Here is a 17,074-nt window from a genome sequence, read left to right as displayed (position 1 = left end):
TACAATCCGCCAAACCGTGAAATTCGTCATCCTCACTCCGTTTCCTCTCATCTAGGATTCATCGATCACGTATAGTAGAATGATACAAAAAAGGGAACAGAAGGTGTAAGCGATGTGCCGAAACATCAAAACCTTGTTCAACTTCGATCCACCCGCGACAGAAGATGAGATTGAAGCAGCAGCCCTGCAATTCGTGCGAAAGCTCTCGGGCTTCAACACGCCTTCGAAGGCAAATGAAGAGGCTTTTCACCGCGCGGTCCAAGAGGTCTCCGATGTTGCGAAAAATCTCTTGGATTCGCTGGTGACGAATGCAGAGCCACGCAATCGAGAAGTCGAAATCGAGCGTGCTCGCGCGAGAAACGCCAAACGGTTTGGCACGACAGAGTAGTGAGACGATAAAGACAAACAGTCTATTCTAGGGGCAGTCCATTAGGGCGACTGCCCATTTTTCTTATGCAGGAAAATCAATACGGGGGTGAGCCTATGGAGCGGTTACATGAGTTGAACGATTTGCTAAACAAATTGGAGGAGCGGCATATTTTTTATCGCTTGAGTAAAATTAGGAGCGAAAGCATCATGATTGAGGTAGCTGTCCCTGGTCAAAGATGGGAGATCGAGATGATGGAGGACGGTACGATAGAGATCGAAAAATTTATAAGTGACGGTGACATGTACGACGAGAAGGAGTTGGATGTACTGTTTCGGGACTTCTCTGATTAATTTATGGCACTATCCTCTGTTCAGTCAGAAATTTCAGCATCTTATCATCTTCTTATGAGATGATTTATCATTTCGCTACTATGTCTCTCTCCTGCAAATTATATTATCGTAGAGTGCAAAGGGGAGAGGATCATCATGGAGAAAGTGAACGTCGCACAACATCTATCACGCTTGCAAGATTCCTGGGGCTCTCTGGTTGTCGGAGAGATGAATGATACGTCTATTACGCTAGAGAAGCTGCAAGGTGAGTATCCTTGGCAACAAAATGACCAGAAAGATGAACTGCTGTTTGTCGTCAAAGGCAGACTGCTGCTGATGTACCACGAGCGTAATATATGGGTGGAAGCCGGAGAGTTTATTGTTGTGCCAAAGGGAGTTTCCTACAAGCTGTTTATCCCGAATGGCGATTGTCATCTACTGGCGATTGAACCGAAAAAATTTGCTGCTCTCAAGCGCTGCTCCTAAGACGATCAACATAGAAAATCGAGCGCTATTCGTTCGCGGATAGTGATGATATAGAGCTGTCAATCGACCGGTCACTTTCGTAGGCTGGACAATTGGTGGCTTTTTTGCTATTAATATATGTTCAAAAAGATTGCTTTTTGAGCTTCGGCTCATAGAAAAAAGTGTTGACTTATGCGTAATTTACTATGTAATAAATACAGATAGCTCCAACTCTTTTCGAGGTGATGAATGTTGGACGACGGCATATATGTATTGATTAAAAAAGGAGACCCCGAGCAGCTTCAGAAGCGTCAGTTTCTACATAAGGAAGAGTGTACGATTGGGAGACGAGGCAATCAATTACAACCAGACATTGCTTTTTCTAGTCCGTATATTTCCAGAAGGCATGCAGTGATACGGAAAATCAATAGCCAATATACGATTTCAGATTTGCAAAGCAAGCACGGGACAGAAGTGAACGGAATGCCGATACAGCAAGCACCGCATTTTCTTTATCACGGTGATCATATTACGCTGGCTAGAGGCGTGGTAGAGATGATATTTTTCGCAGAGGGTAGCGAGATGGATGTGACGCGGGAGTTCTCATTTCCTTTGATGATTCCAAAAGAAACTACCTCCACTTCCGGCTTGGTCATCAATCTGGAACGCAGAGAAATTCGTCTCGATGGTGCGAGAATCCATTTGACCGGAAAAGATATGGACTTGCTCATGCTTCTGTACCAACGTGCGAATCAGGCGGTCAGCTATGATGAAATCATGGTACTGGTCTGGCCGGAGCGGTTGCTGAATGCGGAGAGCAGCGTCCCAGATGTTGGGCGAGCCGAGATCAACGCTCTCGTTTATCGCTTGCGTAAGCGGCTGGGCAGATATGGTGAGAACGTCACCACGATCCCGCGCTTCGGTTACATGTGGGAAGAATAGTAAGCAGTACGACAGACACAGGATGAATTTCCTGTGTTTTTTTTGCATTTGATGTAACTGTCTGACACTTATCATCGTCCTATGAGAATAGTCTCATCTTGCCATCATATTTTTTCCATATATTATGGTACCCGACTGTAATATCGTGTGATAGGGAAGGTGAACGACTAGTGAAAAAGACATGGATAGTATTTTGGACGGTTTTTGTCATTGTTCTTTCAGGGTTTTTCTATCTTTTCTGGGACTTTTGGAAGGACACCACGCAGTCGGATGGCGAGAGGGCAAAGGCAGCATTCACCGCGTATACGACAAAGTGGAGAGAACAGAAATTCTCTGACATGTACGAGCAGCTTTCTTTACATACAAAAAAGACCATTAGTAAAGATGAATTCGTTTCGCGTTACCAAAACATTTACGGTGGAATCGAGGCCAAAGCGATTGCGGTCGAGCCGATGTACAATGGCGACGTCATCCTAGGGGAGGATGGGCAGATCAACTTTCATTACCGGCTGACGATGGAAACGTTCATTGAACCGATTTCCTTTACAGGGAAAGCAACGCTTGTCAAAGAAACGCAGAATGACTTGGAGGACTGGTACATTCATTGGAATCCTTCTTTTATTCTTCCAGAAATGAAAGAAGGGGACAAAGTAAGAGCCAATACGGTGTATCCCAAACGAGGTGAAATCACGGATCGGGCAGGGCGTCCATTGGCAACAGAGCGTGTCGTGGTAGATATCGGGATAAATCCGGGAGAATGGAGCCAGGCTTCCCAGACCGGGAAAATGGAGGTCAGCAAGCTTTTGCACATTCCGTTGGATGACCTCACCTCGAAGGTCCAAGCTACGACAGGAAAGTCGACCAAGTTTATCCGGATCGCCACACTGCCGCAGGACGATGCACGCATCAAACAATTAGAGAAAACAGAAGGGCTCAAATTGCACAAAAAGAAAGTCCGCTACTATCCTTATCAGGACGCGACTGCCCATCTGGTTGGCTATGTAGGAGCGATCAGTCAGGAAGAGTACGAGAAGCGAAAGGATCAGGGCTATAAAACGTCTGATGTGATTGGCAAATCAGGACTGGAACAGATTTTTGAGGAGCAGCTAAGAGGGAGTGCAGGTGGGCGTATCGTCATTACGGATGCAGATGGTACGGAAAAAAAGACCGTGGCGGAACGCTTCGCCAAGCAAGGACAGCCACTGGCATTAACCATAGATGCTGAAGTACAAAAGACGATTTACCAAGAGCTGAAAAACGAAGCAGGCACGGCAGCGGCAATTTCACCAAAGACTGGGGAAATACTGGCCCTCGTCAATTCTCCGTCCTTTGATCCGAATGCGTTTGTGCTTGGTATGTCGGCAACAGAATGGAAGCAAATGAATGAAAACCCGCAAAAGCCGCTTCTCAATCGATTCGCGCGCGGGTTTGCGCCGGGCTCCACCTTCAAGCCGATTACGGCAGCGATTGGACTTGCGTCAAAAGCGATTACCCCTACGGACAGTATCCACGTCCGTGGACTGCATTGGCAAAAGGATGCGTCCTGGGGTGGATACGAGGTAACGCGGGTCAGCGATTACGGGGGACCTGTCAATTTGGAAAAAGCATTGGTGTACTCCGACAATATTTATTTTGCGAAAGCGGCGCTCTCCATGGGGGAGGAGCCATTCGTGAAAAAGAGCGAGTTGTTTGGATTCCATGAAGCTCTCCCGATTCCATATCCACTGGACAAATCGAAGCTGTATAACGACAGTTTCAAAAACGAGATTCAATTGGCAGACTCCGGTTACGGTCAGGGCGAGGTAACGATGACACCGCTACACCTCGCGTTGGTGTACAGTGCTTTTGCAAATGACGGAAATATCATTTATCCATCACTGTTGCAGGAAGACAAAAAAGGCGGGTATTGGAAGACGAATGTCATACCTGCTGATGTGGCGAGCACGGTGAAGCAGCATTTGATACAGGTTATGGAAGACCCGCGCGGCACTGGACGAGGAGCACGGGTGCCTGGTATTCGCATGGCGGGCAAGACTGGAACAGCTGAGCTGAAACAGAAAAAGGGCGAGATCGGGTTGGAAAACGGATGGTACGCCGTTTTTAATGTAGATGATCCGCGTTTGCTGGTTACCATGATGATCGAAGATGTCCGTGGTCGGGGTGGCAGTCATGTACTCGATGCACGTATCAAACGGATTTTCACGAAGGTACTGAAAGAGTAGGGAGAGTAAGTATGAAGGAAGCAAAAAGTGATCGTTTAAAACGACTGCAAATCGTCTATATCGTCGTATTCCTTATGTTTGTGGCAATTATTTTGAGATTAGCGCAAATCCAAATCCAGCAAGGGAGCGATTATGCAAATGAGCTGGCAGATAGATCGTATAAAAAAGATTACATTTCCGCTATGCGAGGAAACATTTATGACCGCAACGGGTATGTCATTGCCGAAAGTCGGCCTTCCCATCTCGCTGTCTTCCGTGAACAAGAGGTCATGGGGAAGAAAGCGTACTTTGCCCTGGTGGAAAAGCTGGAGAAATTACTGAGCGTCGACAAGGCCACGCTGTTAAAAAAGATGGATGTCGGCTATGCCTACGAGAAAGGCAATTATGTGGAAGCGGCACGACAATTGCCGCGTTATTTGGAAAAAGAGTTGAAGGTGGATTTGACAGATAAAGAAATCGCAGTGCTGGGTGAGCATCGCGGCGATTTGCCGGGGATTGAAGTGGTGACAAAACCGATCAGGAAATACGATCCCAAGCAAATCGCCGTACAGGCGGTCGGGTATGTCCGGCCCTTTCATATTGCTGAAAATGTGAAGCTCGCCTCCTACAAGGATGAGAGCACGCGGTATTTGCCGAACCAGTTAGTTGGGTTCGATGGGATTGAGCTATCTTACGAAAAAGAGCTTCGCGGGAGCAATGGTTACCGGATGTATGAGGTCGCAGCAAATCAGACAGTTGTCAAGCAAGTGGAGGAAGTTCCGTCCGTCCCAGGCAATCATGTGTATCTCACCATTGATCAACGGGTCCAGCTAGATATCCGGGATTCGATTCGAGAGTTTCTTCCGAAGATGCGTGCATCCATCCCTGAGGCGAGGGCAGCAAAGGGAGCGTACGTCGTGGCAGTCGAGGTCAAGACAGGCAAGGTCGTCGCGATGGTCAGTTATCCGGAATACGATCCAAACGTATGGATTGAGGGGCCGGATCAAAAAACGTATGACGAGATCAAGCTGGTGGTGACGAATGGGACGATTCGGGAAGCGCCATACGATACGCGGCCATTAACGGGCGAGGCGGCCATCCAGGAGGGGTACAAGCATCCGGGTTCCATTGTGCCATCAGGGTCTGTCCTCAAGCCGATTACGGTATTGCTTGGTTTGCAGGAAGGTATCATCTCTCCCTCCGATCGCTGGAATGATGGAGGGGTGTATCACTATGGACGTGGAACAGATCGGATTAAGAACGACAGTTCCAAAGCGCATGGCATGATTACCCCTGCGATTTCCCTGCAAAAGTCATCGAATACGTACATGGCGAGAATCGGGGAGGAATTGTCCCGCCGAAAAGGAAAAGAGTCAGCGGCCGTGCTGCAATCGTACTATCACGCATTCGGGTTAGGGGTTCAGACTGGCGTGGATTTGCCGAATGAAAACAAGGGCAAAGAAGACTATTTGGTGATGGATGAAAACTATGGACCATTAGCAGCGATGGTGCAAGCTTCCTTCGGGCAGCAAGTTCGGGCAACGACGATGCAATTGGCACAGTTTGCGGCGACATTAGCGAATAAAGGCGTTCGTTTGCAGCCGCAGATGGTAGATAAGATCACAGACGCAGAAGGAAAACTGGTGAAAACGTACACGCCAAAAACCATGAGTACCTTTCCACACCCAGATAAATATTGGGACATTCTAGAGCAAGGCATGGTGCTGGTGACGAAGCCAGGGGGAACGGCAGTCCGTGCGTATGAAGGAATGCCGTTTCAGGTAGCTGCAAAGACAGGAACATCTGAGCAAGATATTTATGTACCGGTGACGGTGACAGATGAGAAAACCGGACAGAAAAAGACGAGATGGAAAATGCACCGCCGCATTACGAATGGTGTGAGCATTTCGTATGCCCCAGTCGACGATCCTGTCCTGGCAGTAGCCGTAATCGTTCCTGAGGGTGGTTATGGGGGAAGATCGGCTGCGATCATTTCACGTTCTGTATACGATGTGTATGACAAGCATATCGGATTTAAGAGATAAAAATAGGCTGTTCGAAGTGGTTCTGTCGAGGATCTACTTCGGGCAGCCTTCTTGAATTTACCATTACCCTCAAATAATGCGTCAGATAACGGAAACAAGCTATAATAGAAGGCATATGAGAGGGGGAAGCACCGTTGATTGCAAATGAAGCCTATCGACAGTTAAAACAGATGATCTACTCCCTCGACACCGTCAGTCTTGAGATTTGCCGTAACCATGATCCACTGATTATCTCACCTGCTCATTCTCATCGAATCGGGTTTGTCAAAAATATAAAAGGAACAATGGGAGAGAACGGGAAGAGACAGGTAGTTGAAGCAGGCGATGTGTTTTTTATCAAGCCGAAGACGAGCGTTTCTTTGCGGACGGAACCAGACAAAGAGCTGGAAGTCTTCTTCATTGCATTCTCCTATTGGATCGAACAAAACGAAACAGGGAAAGAGAGAGTATTTGTTCCGGGCAAAGAAAATTTTCCCCTGGAAGGGACTTTCCGTGTACGCAGTCATTCGCAGGTATTGCATTTAATGGAAGAACTACATAAAAGCTATGCGTCAAATGAGGAGAGAGAGCAATTTCGGCAGAGATTGTTATTCGAGCGCATTCTGTACATTCTAGTGAAAGATTTTTCTTCGATTGAAAGCAGTGAAAATACGGTGGCTAGCATCGAGGAAACGATCCTGTATGTCGACCAGCACTATATGCTCAATCTCACGCTGGAGATGTTGGCAGGAAAGGCGAATGTCAGTCCCAGCTATTATTCACGCATGTTCAAAACGCTAAAGGGTGTGAGCTTTTCCGATTACATGACAAACCTTCGAATCAATCGGGCAAAGGTGCTGCTCCGATTGTCGGGGAGTCGATTGCGTGAGGTGGCACAAAGCGTAGGCTATAACGATGAGTTTTACTTCAGCAAGATGTTTAAAAAAGTCGTTGGCCTATCACCATCGGAATACGTCAAGACGCATATGAGACAAGATAATTCATGAAATCGAGCAAGATTCTTCATGGTATGGTATAGTGGCTATCGATATAATCTCTATTGAAAATGATTTTCAATTTCGATAGAGTTTTATTTTGGTAGGAGGTTTTCTCATCATGAGAGCAAGACTGTTGTTACCCGGCTTTCTTCTTATTTTTATGGTATCTGTCTTTCTGAGTGGTTGCGGTACAGCGACACAAAATGCAGAGGGAACAGCTCCAGCAGCTGAGACCCATACAGAGTCTACGCCAGCAGCTTCAAGTGAAAAACGAGTGATCAAGCATGAGCTGGGGGAAACGGAAATTGTGGGCAAGCCTACGCGCATTGTCGTGATGGACTTTTCCTTTGCAGATGCTTTGGCGACATTGGGTGTAGCTCCTGTAGGAATCTCTGATGACAGTGATGCGAATCTGATCATCCCTGAGGTGAAAGAAAAAGTAGGAACTTATACATCACTCGGTTCTCGTTACGAACCAAACATGGAGCTGATCAGTTCCCTTGCTCCTGATCTCATCATTGCAGATTTGAACAAGCACAAGGCTGTATACGACAAATTAAAGCAAATTGCACCGACGATTGTACTGAATGACCACCAAGCGAACTATGAGCATATGCTAGCTAATTACGCCGTAATCGCGGATGCAGTGGGCATGAAAGAAGAGGGCAAACAACGCTTGGACGAGCATCAAGCGAAAATGGAGGCTATCAAAGCGAAGCTGCCAAAAACAGATGCCAAGCTGAAGGTTCTGCCAGCAGTAGTGAACCCGACCGGATTCTTTGCTCACTCCAATGCTTCCTATGCGGGTTCTTTGATGGAATACCTCGGGTTGGAGGATGCGGCAAAGAGTGAAGAGGCGTATCCAAAAACGAATTTGGAACAGCTGGTTGCCCTCAATCCAGACGTACTGTTTTTGATGAAAACAGGTGACAAGACGATTGTGGATGAATGGAAGACGAACCCACTTTGGCAAAACATCAACGCCGTAAAAAATGGCAAGGTGTTTGAAGTAGCACGCAATAAATGGGCGCTGTCGCGGGGCTTGATCGGATCAGAGTTAAGTTCGGAGGAAGCAGTAACGCTTCTTTCTAGCAAATAAGAGGAAGCTTTGCGGGATGGGTGTCATAGCTGACATCGATCCCGTCGTTTTTGCGGGAGGAGGTTGTACCTATGGAGGGAGCTTCAAAGGCGGGTATCGTTCTTTCGGCAGGAATGCTCCTGCTCGTTTTTGGTTTAGTCGTCAGTATCTCGGTTGGTTGGACAGACATGGGGTTGGTGAGTGGCGTAAAATCCCTTTTTGCCCCCTCTACATCTCAGGAGCATTTGATTGTGACGACGCTCAGGCTTCCAAGAGCGCTATTGGCGGTAATCATTGGGGCCGGTCTCGGTGTGGCTGGTGCGATTATGCAAGCAATGACAGGCAATCCACTTGCTTCTCCACAGACATTTGGGGTTAACGCAGGTGCATCGATGGCTGTCGTAGCTGTCTTGGTACTCTTGCCAAATCTCCCGGTGCCTTTTTTAGCGCCACTCGCTTTTGGCGGGGCTGTCATAGGTGGATTTGCGGTGTACTATCTCGGTGCGGCTGGGGGGATGACTCCTGTTAAGCTGGCTTTGGCTGGCACAGCCGTCCATCTGTTTCTCGCTTCGATTACAGAGGCATTCATCTTGTTTCATCAGCACTCTACCGATCAAGTCCTGTTTTGGCTTGCAGGGTCATTGGATGGAGCAGATTGGACGGATGTGAACCGTGTGCTGCCTTGGTCGATCGCGGGGCTCGTGCTTGCATTTTATATGGCTCGCTCCATCGAGATTATGCGTATGGGTGAGGATGTGGCCAGAAATCTTGGACAACATGTATTTCGGGTACGGACGATCTGTGGAATCATTGTCATCGTACTCGCAGGCTCGGCTGTTGCCGTTGCTGGTCCGATCGGCTTTATCGGATTGATGGTGCCTCATTTGACCCGACTTTTGCTAGGGAGAGAGAGTCAGCTATACCTCCCGATTACAGCGTTGCTCGGTGCATTGCTGTTGGTCTATGCCGACGTTCTTGCCAGGTTCATCGCGTATCCGTATGAGTCGCCAGTAGGCATCGTGACCGCTTTTCTGGGTGCTCCCTTTTTCCTCTATTTAGTGGGTAAGGAGAGGAGAGCTTCATGACACGCAGACAAAGTATTGCACCTGCCTTACTTCTGTTGCTCATCGTCACCGCTGTTATCAGTATCGGAACTGGGGCGGTGTCCATATCGCCGCGTGAGGTAGTCGAGTCGCTTTTCGGGACGGGGCCGAAAAATCATAGCTTTATTATTGGAGAGTATCGTTTGCCGCGTGTTGTCCTCGGCATGCTTGCTGGAGCAGGCTTGGCGGTATCCGGTGCTATTTTACAAGGAATGATTCGCAATCCCTTGGCCTCTCCTGATGTAATCGGCATCACCAAAGGAGCGGGGCTCGCCTCTGCCATCGTTATTTTTCTTTTTCCAAAATCTCCTGCTTATTTGCTACCGTTAGCGGCATTTGGGGGTGCGGCAGTTGTCGCGGTTATTTTGTATGTATATACCGCGCGAAAACGCGTCCAGCCCGCTACTTTAGCGCTGGTAGGGATCGCCATCGGGGTCATTTGTCAGGCGGGCATCCAATACCTGATGGTCAAAAATCCGGGGGATGTCAATGCGGCACTGCTCTGGATGGCAGGCAGCTTGTGGGGAAGGGGATGGGAACACGTATGGGCGGTGCTTCCGTGGATACTCATCTTTTTACCGATTGCTTATTTATTGGCGTACCGGCTCGACGTATTGTCCCTCGGAGATGATGTAGCAGAAGGCTTGGGCGAGGATGTGTCGAGCCTGCGTGTTGTCCTTTTGGTAACCTCTGTCGCACTTGCAGGAGCATGTGTGGCGGTTGTCGGTTCCATCGGGTTTGTGGGTCTGCTCTCACCGCATATCGCTCGTCGATTGGTAGGTGGGAAGCACACACTTCTTCTCCCAGTCGCTGCTCTGCTCGGTGCTACGCTCATGGTCGCCGCTGATGGGCTAGGCAGATGGCTTTTGCCGCCGATGGAGGTTCCCGTGGGCATCGTGACAGCTGTCATTGGGGCGCCGTATTTCTTGTATTTGATCGGACGAGAGAAAAGAAGAGGAGTATAAAAGAAGGGACCGAATCTTGCAAAAGGACATGCTTGCGAGATTCGGTCCTGCTTGGTTCTCTTAAGAGAACCAATGGTAAAATATAGTAGGTAGAGCCAGCGAGGCTGCGGCGCTTTTATTTCGTATCTGCTTTTTGCAAAAAGCTGCGGATAACCTGCACGTATTCGTCTGTCTCTTCCAAATAGCCGACATGCGAGCTGTTCTCAAAGACATGGAGCTCGGCGTTTGGCACCAGAGACTGATAATAACCTGTCGATTCAGGCGTCGCTTCATCATAACGGCCACAAACGAACAGGGAAGGGATGTTGATTTGATGTAGCTTTGGTGTGTAGTCGAATGTTTTCAGATTCCCTGTCGGGCAAAACTCAGAAGGTCCCCACATCGTCATGTAAACCTCTTTGTTTGCTTTTGGACGGCTTTCTGTCATGACTGTTGGCATTGGATCAAGGCGGCACACATGGCGCTTGTAGTATTCTTTCATGGCATCCTGGTATTCTTGTGAATCAGTTGTGCCCTGCTCTTCGTGTGTGGCAATGGTTTGTTGCACATCCACTGGCAATTGCTCGATTAAACGATCTGCGTCGTGCTTCCAACGCTCTGCGCTCAGACATGGGCTGGAGAAGATGATGCTCTGTACCCCTTCCGGCTTAGCATCCACTAAATAGGCTGCTGCTAGCATCGTGCCCCACGAATGCCCCAGGATGTGAACCTCTTTTAAACCAAGGGCTTGTCTGATGCAAGCTAGCTCTTCCACAAAGCGTTCGGTTTTCCAAAGAGTCAGATCAGTTGGGCGATCGGAATTTCCTGACCCGAGCTGATCGTAGAAAATGACGGGTCTGTCGTTGCCTAAGACATGAAGCGTTGATTTGAGCGGATCATGCGTATTGCCAGGTCCTCCGTGAAGGACGATCAGAGGCGTTTTCTCCCCTTCGCCGACACGACTGTACCATACTCTTCCGCCAGGAACTTCAATATAGCCTTCTTGCATGCTCATAGATAATGCCTCCACTTCAGGTTCATGCTGATCTCTTCTTCTTTCAATATAGCATATGGAATTGTTTTTACACTTTTTTTAGAATTGATTTAGAGCGTGTTTAGACCCTCTATTTATCATCATTGGTATAGAAAGCGATGACAGTTGCTTTCGATGAAAATAGGAGGGATCATCATGCGAAAAAAATGGTTAGGTATCGGCTTGTCGGTTGGAGTCACAGGAGCATTGATTTGGGGGTATGGGGCATCAGCGAGTGCGGATAGCACGACGATGGGCGTATATGAATCAGCCCTGCATCAGACGAAGGAAGCGAAAAGCATGACGGCCCACGCGCAGCTATCACTCACAGACAACGGAGCGAAGCTGCTCACACTGGAGGGAGTCGCAAAGATCGATCATAACCAGCACATCGGAAATGTAGATGCGACTTTTACAGACACGCTGGGCGAGAAAAGCATGCAGGCCTTTCTGGAAAAGGATCAAGTTGTGGTTAAAAAAGGGGATAGTAACGTTTATCGGGTCATGGAAAAAATGGATAGAAGACACCAACCAGAAAATGACGCCGATAACAAACGCGGCGCCATGATGCATAAGCTGTTTGCTACGGTATTCGGCGATCTCGGAAAAAACGCGACCGTTGAGAATCTACCGGATGGAGGCAAGCGTACGTCGCTTCAGCTCTCCGAAACGCAAATTCCGGCATTTATTCAAGCAGCCGGACCTATTCTCTACGATAAGCTCGCCGAACATAGTCAAGAAGCGTCTTCCTCTGAAAACCATCTATCTGTCCAGCTTCCTCACTTGCAAGAGGATTTTCAAGTGGACCAAGTATGGCTAAACGCCAAGATCGACGAAAAAAATCAAATCGAACAGCAATCTGCTGTGGTGCACCTCTCGGGAACGGACGCGTCTGGGAAAGTCCACAAGCTCCAGCTTTCTTTGGATATCCGCTTGTCCGATCTGGGTACGACCACACCTGATCGCATCGATCTTACAGGCAAACAAGTTGAGAAGGTTTCCCGTGAGGACATGAAGAACAAAGGGAGAAAAGGCTGGACGAAGCATTCCGATTCCGAGTAAACCATGACTACAAGGGGGTGATGAACCATGTCGATCAAAACAAGACTTTTGCTCTCCTATATTGCCATGATTATTATCCCCCTTGTTTTGTTTGGATTGGTGGCATCGGGATTGGCGAATTACTTTTGGGGGGAACGAGAAGCAGGCAAACCGTTCCTTCGTGATACTCTCAATAAACGAGACGAGTTGTTTGCTGGTGTCACATTCATGGCCAAATACGCTCCCAATCAATTGACGAACCAGAACATGCTAACAGAGACGGATGAGCAGCTACAAGCAGTTGGCGGAGCATTGATACTGACAAAGGACGAAAAAGTACTATTCCTCTCCCAGTCGATTGATAGCGCTGACTTGCCTGACTATTTGCAGGATCAGCCAGATCAGGGGCGCATGCACAGCTGGAAGCAGCTTAAACAGGACGGCTACACGTTTGATACGTACGAGTTCACTTTTGCTGATCAGAGTAAAGGAAAGCTCTACTTCCTCGCAAATTCTTTCCCATTTATGCAGACAGGCATTTATTTTTTTATCGCATTGATTCTCAGTCTTCTAACGATTGTGGCGCTGACGAACGGTGTACTAACGTTTCTTGTTTCACGCAGTATCATTCGACCTTTGTACGCATTAAAGCAGGCAGCGAACGAAATGAAAGAAGGTAATCTGGAGCGCCCTGTTCAACTCCATCGCAAAGATGAACTAGGAGAGCTGGGAGAAGCATTTGAGGAGATGCGTGGCAGATTGTATGATTCTATCCATTTGCAGCTTCAGTATGAGGAAAATCGTAAACAACTGATTTCCAGTATTTCGCACGATCTAAAAACACCCATAACAGGAATCAAAGCCTGTGTGGAAGCGGTTCAGGAAGGGATTGCGGATACGGAAGCGAAGCGGGAAAAATATATGAAGATGATTGCCATCAAATCAGAACAGATGGACCGTCTGATTGATGAGCTATTTTTATTCTCGAGACTGGATTTGAACAAGCTTCCCTTTCACTTTGAAGAAGTCGATATGCGAGCATATATGGCTCAGTTTACCGAGGAGCTGCGGCTAGATCCGCGGATGAACGGCGTTTCTATTCGCTATGACGAGCATAAGGAAAGTCCGATTCCAGTCATGGCTGATCAGGAAAAACTTCATCGCGTGCTCATGAATATCGTGGACAATAGCCTGAAGTACTTGAACAAGGACGAGAAGCTGATCCTATTGGAAGTGGAGAAAGCTGACGGTGAAGTGATTGTGGCGATTTCAGACAATGGGACAGGAATTGAAAAAGAAGCCATGCCCCATATTTTTAACCGTTTTTATCGGGCGGACCCTTCGCGTAATTCGGCCATGGGAGGCAGTGGTCTTGGACTCGCCATCGTCAAACAAATTGTGGAGGGGCACGGTGGTCGTGTTTGGGCGGAGAGTGAAAGCGGACGCGGAACCCGCATTTGTTTTACCTTGCCAGATCTCAAGAGAGCCGGGGGTGACATGGAATGAAACACATTTTAATTATTGAAGATGACACGGTGATCGCAGAGGTGCAAAAGGATTACTTGGAGGCAAACGGCTACTCGGTCGATGTCGCTACTTCCGGGGATACGGGCCTACAAAAGGCACTGCGAGAGGAGTATGACCTCCTGATTCTAGACCTGATGCTCCCCATCGTGGATGGCTTTGAAATCTGCAAGCAAGTCCGGAAAGCCAAAAATATTCCGATCCTGCTCGTCTCCGCTAAAAAGGAAGACATCGACAAGATCCGTGGTCTGGGTCTAGGGGCCGACGATCATATCAGTAAGCCGTTTAGCTTGGGCGAACTGGTAGCGAGGGTCAAAGCCCATCTAGCCCGTTACGACCGTCTCGTCTCCGATTCCAAACCGCGTACGGCAAAAGAGGAGATCAGGCTTCGTGGGGTTCGCATCGACAAGCTGGCGCGGAGGGTTTATATCAATGGAAACGAAGTAGCTTTCACTTCCAAGGAATACGACCTCCTGCTCTTTTTGGTAACCCACCCGAACTGGGTATTTAGCAAAACGGAACTGTTTGAAAAAATCTGGGGTCTCGATTCCTACGGGGATATCGCGACGGTGACGGTGCATATCAGCAAGCTGCGGGAAAAAATAGAAAGCGATCCGGCTAAGCCACAATACATCGAGACGGTGTGGGGTGTCGGTTATCGATTTTTACTATAAATAGGTGGAAACGAGTGAACTATCTTTTGTGAGAGCAATAAAGAAATACTGCATACGTAAACACTTGGGTATTTCGTACCAAGTGTTTATTCTGTTTACCAAAAATCGACAAACTTAGGTAAAATAAATGGCAGATGTCGAATAGTGTGTGAGTAACGCGAGCTAAGGGAGACACAGATCATGGAGAGAAAAATCAAAATCCTCGGAACAGGGAAATACTTGCCCACTCGGCGTGTGACAGCAGCAGAACTGGAAGAAAAGCTGGGACTTGCGGCTGGATGGGTAGAGAAAAAGTCCGGGGTTAGCGTCAGGCATTTTGTAACGAACGAAACGGCAGCACAGATGGGAGCCATTGCTGCTAGGCGTGCTTTGGAAGCGGCGGGCCTCTCTCTTCACGATATCGATTGTATCGTATGTGCAAGCGGAACGGCGCAACAGGAAATCCCATGCACGGCTGCCTTGATTCAGGAAGAGCTTCAACTAAGCAAATCAGGTATTCCTTGCTTTGATATAAATGCGACATGCCTTAGCTTCGTCACTGCGCTGGATGTGATGTCGTGCCAGATGGCGGTTGGTATTTACAAGCGAGTTTTGATTATTTCATCTGAGATATCCTCCGCAGGTTTGAATTGGGAGCAAAAAGAGAGTTGTGTGTTGTTCGGAGATGGAGCTGCGGCTGTTGTCATCGGCAGGACGCCTGAAACAGAAAGCTCCCGCATCTTGGGTTCAAGTATGAAAACATACAGTGAAGGGGCGCACTATTCCGAAATAAGGGGTGGCGGTACGCTGATCCACCCGAGCCAATTTGCGCAAGGACGAGAAGCAGACTTTGCATTTGATATGGACGGAAGAAAAATTTTTCGCCTGACCTCACAGCTGATTACCGGATTTGTGGATCGCTTGCTGTCCGGAGCCTCCGTAACCAAGGAGCAAATTCGTACAGTCATTCCTCATCAGGCCAGTGGAATGGCGATGCGGATCATGGCAGGCAAGCTCGGTTTTAGCGACCAGCAAATGGTGAACATTCTAGCAGAGCATGGCAATGTCATCGCAGCTTCCATTCCAATGGCGCTGCATGAAGCGATTGGGCAGAATCGGGTACAGAGAGGCGATCACCTGATGCTGCTGGGCACATCTGCCGGCTTGTCTCTCGGAGGAATTGTGCTTGAATACTAAACAATCAGTCTTGCTGACAGGAGGACGAGCTCCAGCTACGTTAGAGCTAGCGCGTTTGCTGGGTTCTGTGGGACATCGAGTCATTGTAGCAGAGAGTGCGCGGCGACATTTATGCCAGCACTCTCGTTATGTAGAGCGCTCCTACCAAGTGCCTCCTCCCCGTCAGCAGCCCGATGCTTATATCGAAAAGCTGTGCGAAATCATGCAGCGCGAGCGCATCGATCTGTTGATCCCGACTTGTGAAGAGATATTCTACGTCTCGCGCGGGCGGGATCGCTTGCTTGACTTTGGTGAAGTGCTTGTAGAAGGTATCGAGGTACTGCGTTCGTTGCACGACAAATGGCTTTTTGCCGAAATGGCGCGCGAGGTGGGAGCACTGGTTCCAGAGACAGTTCGGGTACAATCTCCTGCTCAACTGCGGGAGGCCATGCTACAAGCAAGCGGGCCTGTTGTGCTGAAGCCCGTCTATTCGCGCTTTGCCGCTCATGTACAGATCGTGGCAGACCCGTCCTTTGCGGCAGGGCAGTCTATGCTACCCGAACCGACAGTTGGGCAGCCATGGCTAGTCCAACAGTTTATAAAAGGAAAACAGGTGTGCAGCTACGCGGTTGCTCAGGATGGGCAGCTCGCCTTGTACGCCGATTACGAAACAACACATACAGCAGGGCAAGGGGCCTCGATTCACTTCGCCTATTCAGCCCATCCACAGGTAAGAGAATTTGTTAGTCGCTTCGTGCAACGGCATAAGTTAAGCGGACAAATCGCGTTTGATTTCATTGAGAATGAGCAGGGAGAGTTATACGTGATCGAATGCAATCCACGCCTGACAAGCGGTGTGCATTTGTTTACAGGACAGCAAGAGGCTGCGACTGCTTACTTTTCTGATCGGGGAAAAACCGTTGTCCCTGCTGGAAAACAAGCTTGCATGCTAGGGATGGCAATGCTGACATACGGCCTTGCTGGCATGACGAATGGCAAGAAGGCAAAGCGTTGGGTGAGCGACCTGCTTTCTGCGAGGGATGTACTGTTTAGGTGGGATGATCCATGGCCTTTTTTTGATCAGTTCTCCATGCTGGCAGATTTGGCTTGGCAGAGTTTTCGAACGAGAAAAAGCATGATCGCTTGTAGTACGAGCGATATCGAATGGAACGGAGAAGAGTCGTAAGGACGTG

The 17,074-nt window shown here is 48.5% G+C and carries 16 protein-coding genes; 15 read left to right on the top strand and 1 reads right to left on the bottom strand.

Annotation, left to right across the window (positions count from 1 at the left end; all coding sequences use genetic code 11):
• Positions 1-112: 112 nt before the first annotated feature.
• From HPY27_RS17110 to HPY27_RS17065, 10 genes are all read left to right on the top strand, one after another.
• A complete protein-coding gene (locus HPY27_RS17110) occupies positions 113-388 on the top strand; it encodes a DUF2277 domain-containing protein (protein ID WP_173620594.1) in 276 nt (91 codons plus the stop codon).
• A 95-nt stretch (positions 389-483) separates the two neighbouring features.
• The gene (locus tag HPY27_RS17105; RefSeq protein WP_069848545.1) at positions 484-720 is read left to right on the top strand and encodes a hypothetical protein; all 237 of its coding nucleotides are present in this window, start codon (positions 484-486) and stop codon (positions 718-720) included.
• A gap of 135 nt (positions 721-855) precedes the next feature.
• A complete protein-coding gene (locus tag HPY27_RS17100; protein WP_173622990.1) occupies positions 856-1,185 on the top strand; it encodes a cupin domain-containing protein in 330 nt (109 codons plus the stop codon).
• A gap of 228 nt (positions 1,186-1,413) precedes the next feature.
• The gene (locus HPY27_RS17095; protein ID WP_173622991.1) at positions 1,414-2,106 is read left to right on the top strand and encodes an FHA domain-containing protein; all 693 of its coding nucleotides are present in this window, start codon (positions 1,414-1,416) and stop codon (positions 2,104-2,106) included.
• Between the two features lie 170 nt (positions 2,107-2,276).
• On the top strand, positions 2,277-4,328 hold the full coding sequence (locus tag HPY27_RS17090; protein WP_174225534.1) for a penicillin-binding transpeptidase domain-containing protein: 2,052 nt from the start codon (positions 2,277-2,279) through the stop codon (positions 4,326-4,328).
• Positions 4,329-4,339: 11 nt separating this feature from the next.
• Positions 4,340-6,352, top strand: a complete 2,013-nt coding sequence (locus HPY27_RS17085; protein WP_174225533.1) for a peptidoglycan D,D-transpeptidase FtsI family protein — start codon at positions 4,340-4,342, stop codon at positions 6,350-6,352.
• A gap of 134 nt (positions 6,353-6,486) precedes the next feature.
• Entirely contained in the window at positions 6,487-7,338 is an 852-nt protein-coding gene (locus tag HPY27_RS17080; protein WP_174225532.1) for an AraC family transcriptional regulator, read from the top strand.
• A 109-nt stretch (positions 7,339-7,447) separates the two neighbouring features.
• Complete coding sequence (locus tag HPY27_RS17075) at positions 7,448-8,428, top strand: ABC transporter substrate-binding protein (RefSeq protein WP_174225531.1); 981 nt, start codon at positions 7,448-7,450, stop codon at positions 8,426-8,428.
• Positions 8,429-8,499: 71 nt separating this feature from the next.
• A complete protein-coding gene (locus HPY27_RS17070) occupies positions 8,500-9,492 on the top strand; it encodes a FecCD family ABC transporter permease (RefSeq protein WP_017251264.1) in 993 nt (330 codons plus the stop codon).
• Complete coding sequence (locus HPY27_RS17065; protein WP_174225530.1) at positions 9,489-10,475, top strand: FecCD family ABC transporter permease; 987 nt, start codon at positions 9,489-9,491, stop codon at positions 10,473-10,475. The genes HPY27_RS17070 and HPY27_RS17065 overlap by 4 nt, the downstream gene beginning before the upstream one ends.
• Positions 10,476-10,590: 115 nt before the next feature.
• On the opposite strand, the gene HPY27_RS17060 is transcribed toward HPY27_RS17065, so the two are convergent.
• Positions 10,591-11,469, bottom strand: coding sequence for a proline iminopeptidase-family hydrolase (locus HPY27_RS17060; RefSeq protein ID WP_174225529.1), 879 nt, complete (start codon positions 11,467-11,469; stop codon positions 10,591-10,593).
• 174 nt (positions 11,470-11,643) lie between these two features.
• Here HPY27_RS17060 and HPY27_RS17055 point away from each other — a divergent pair, with 174 nt between their 5' ends.
• From HPY27_RS17055 to HPY27_RS17035, 5 genes are all read left to right on the top strand, one after another.
• Positions 11,644-12,549 (top strand): hypothetical protein, encoded by a 906-nt coding sequence (locus HPY27_RS17055; RefSeq protein WP_174225528.1) that lies wholly within the window; start codon positions 11,644-11,646, stop codon positions 12,547-12,549.
• Between the two features lie 27 nt (positions 12,550-12,576).
• Positions 12,577-14,034: a sensor histidine kinase gene (locus HPY27_RS17050; protein WP_174225527.1), complete on the top strand. Its 1,458-nt coding sequence runs from the start codon at positions 12,577-12,579 to the stop codon at positions 14,032-14,034.
• Complete coding sequence (locus HPY27_RS17045; protein ID WP_017251259.1) at positions 14,031-14,726, top strand: response regulator transcription factor; 696 nt, start codon at positions 14,031-14,033, stop codon at positions 14,724-14,726. The genes HPY27_RS17050 and HPY27_RS17045 overlap by 4 nt, the downstream gene beginning before the upstream one ends.
• A 180-nt stretch (positions 14,727-14,906) precedes the next feature.
• On the top strand, positions 14,907-15,902 hold the full coding sequence (locus HPY27_RS17040; protein WP_017251258.1) for a beta-ketoacyl-ACP synthase III: 996 nt from the start codon (positions 14,907-14,909) through the stop codon (positions 15,900-15,902).
• Positions 15,892-17,067: an ATP-grasp domain-containing protein gene (locus tag HPY27_RS17035; protein WP_174225526.1), complete on the top strand. Its 1,176-nt coding sequence runs from the start codon at positions 15,892-15,894 to the stop codon at positions 17,065-17,067. Before HPY27_RS17040 ends, HPY27_RS17035 begins: the two co-directional genes overlap by 11 nt.
• The last annotated feature ends 7 nt before the right edge of the window (positions 17,068-17,074 follow it).

This window comes from Brevibacillus sp. HB1.1 (genome assembly GCF_013332445.1).
GTDB classification, from domain to species: Bacteria; Bacillota; Bacilli; order Brevibacillales; family Brevibacillaceae; genus Brevibacillus; species Brevibacillus porteri.
The sequence above is the reverse complement of the archived record's forward strand: the minus strand, read 5'-3'. Positions and strand labels throughout refer to the sequence as shown.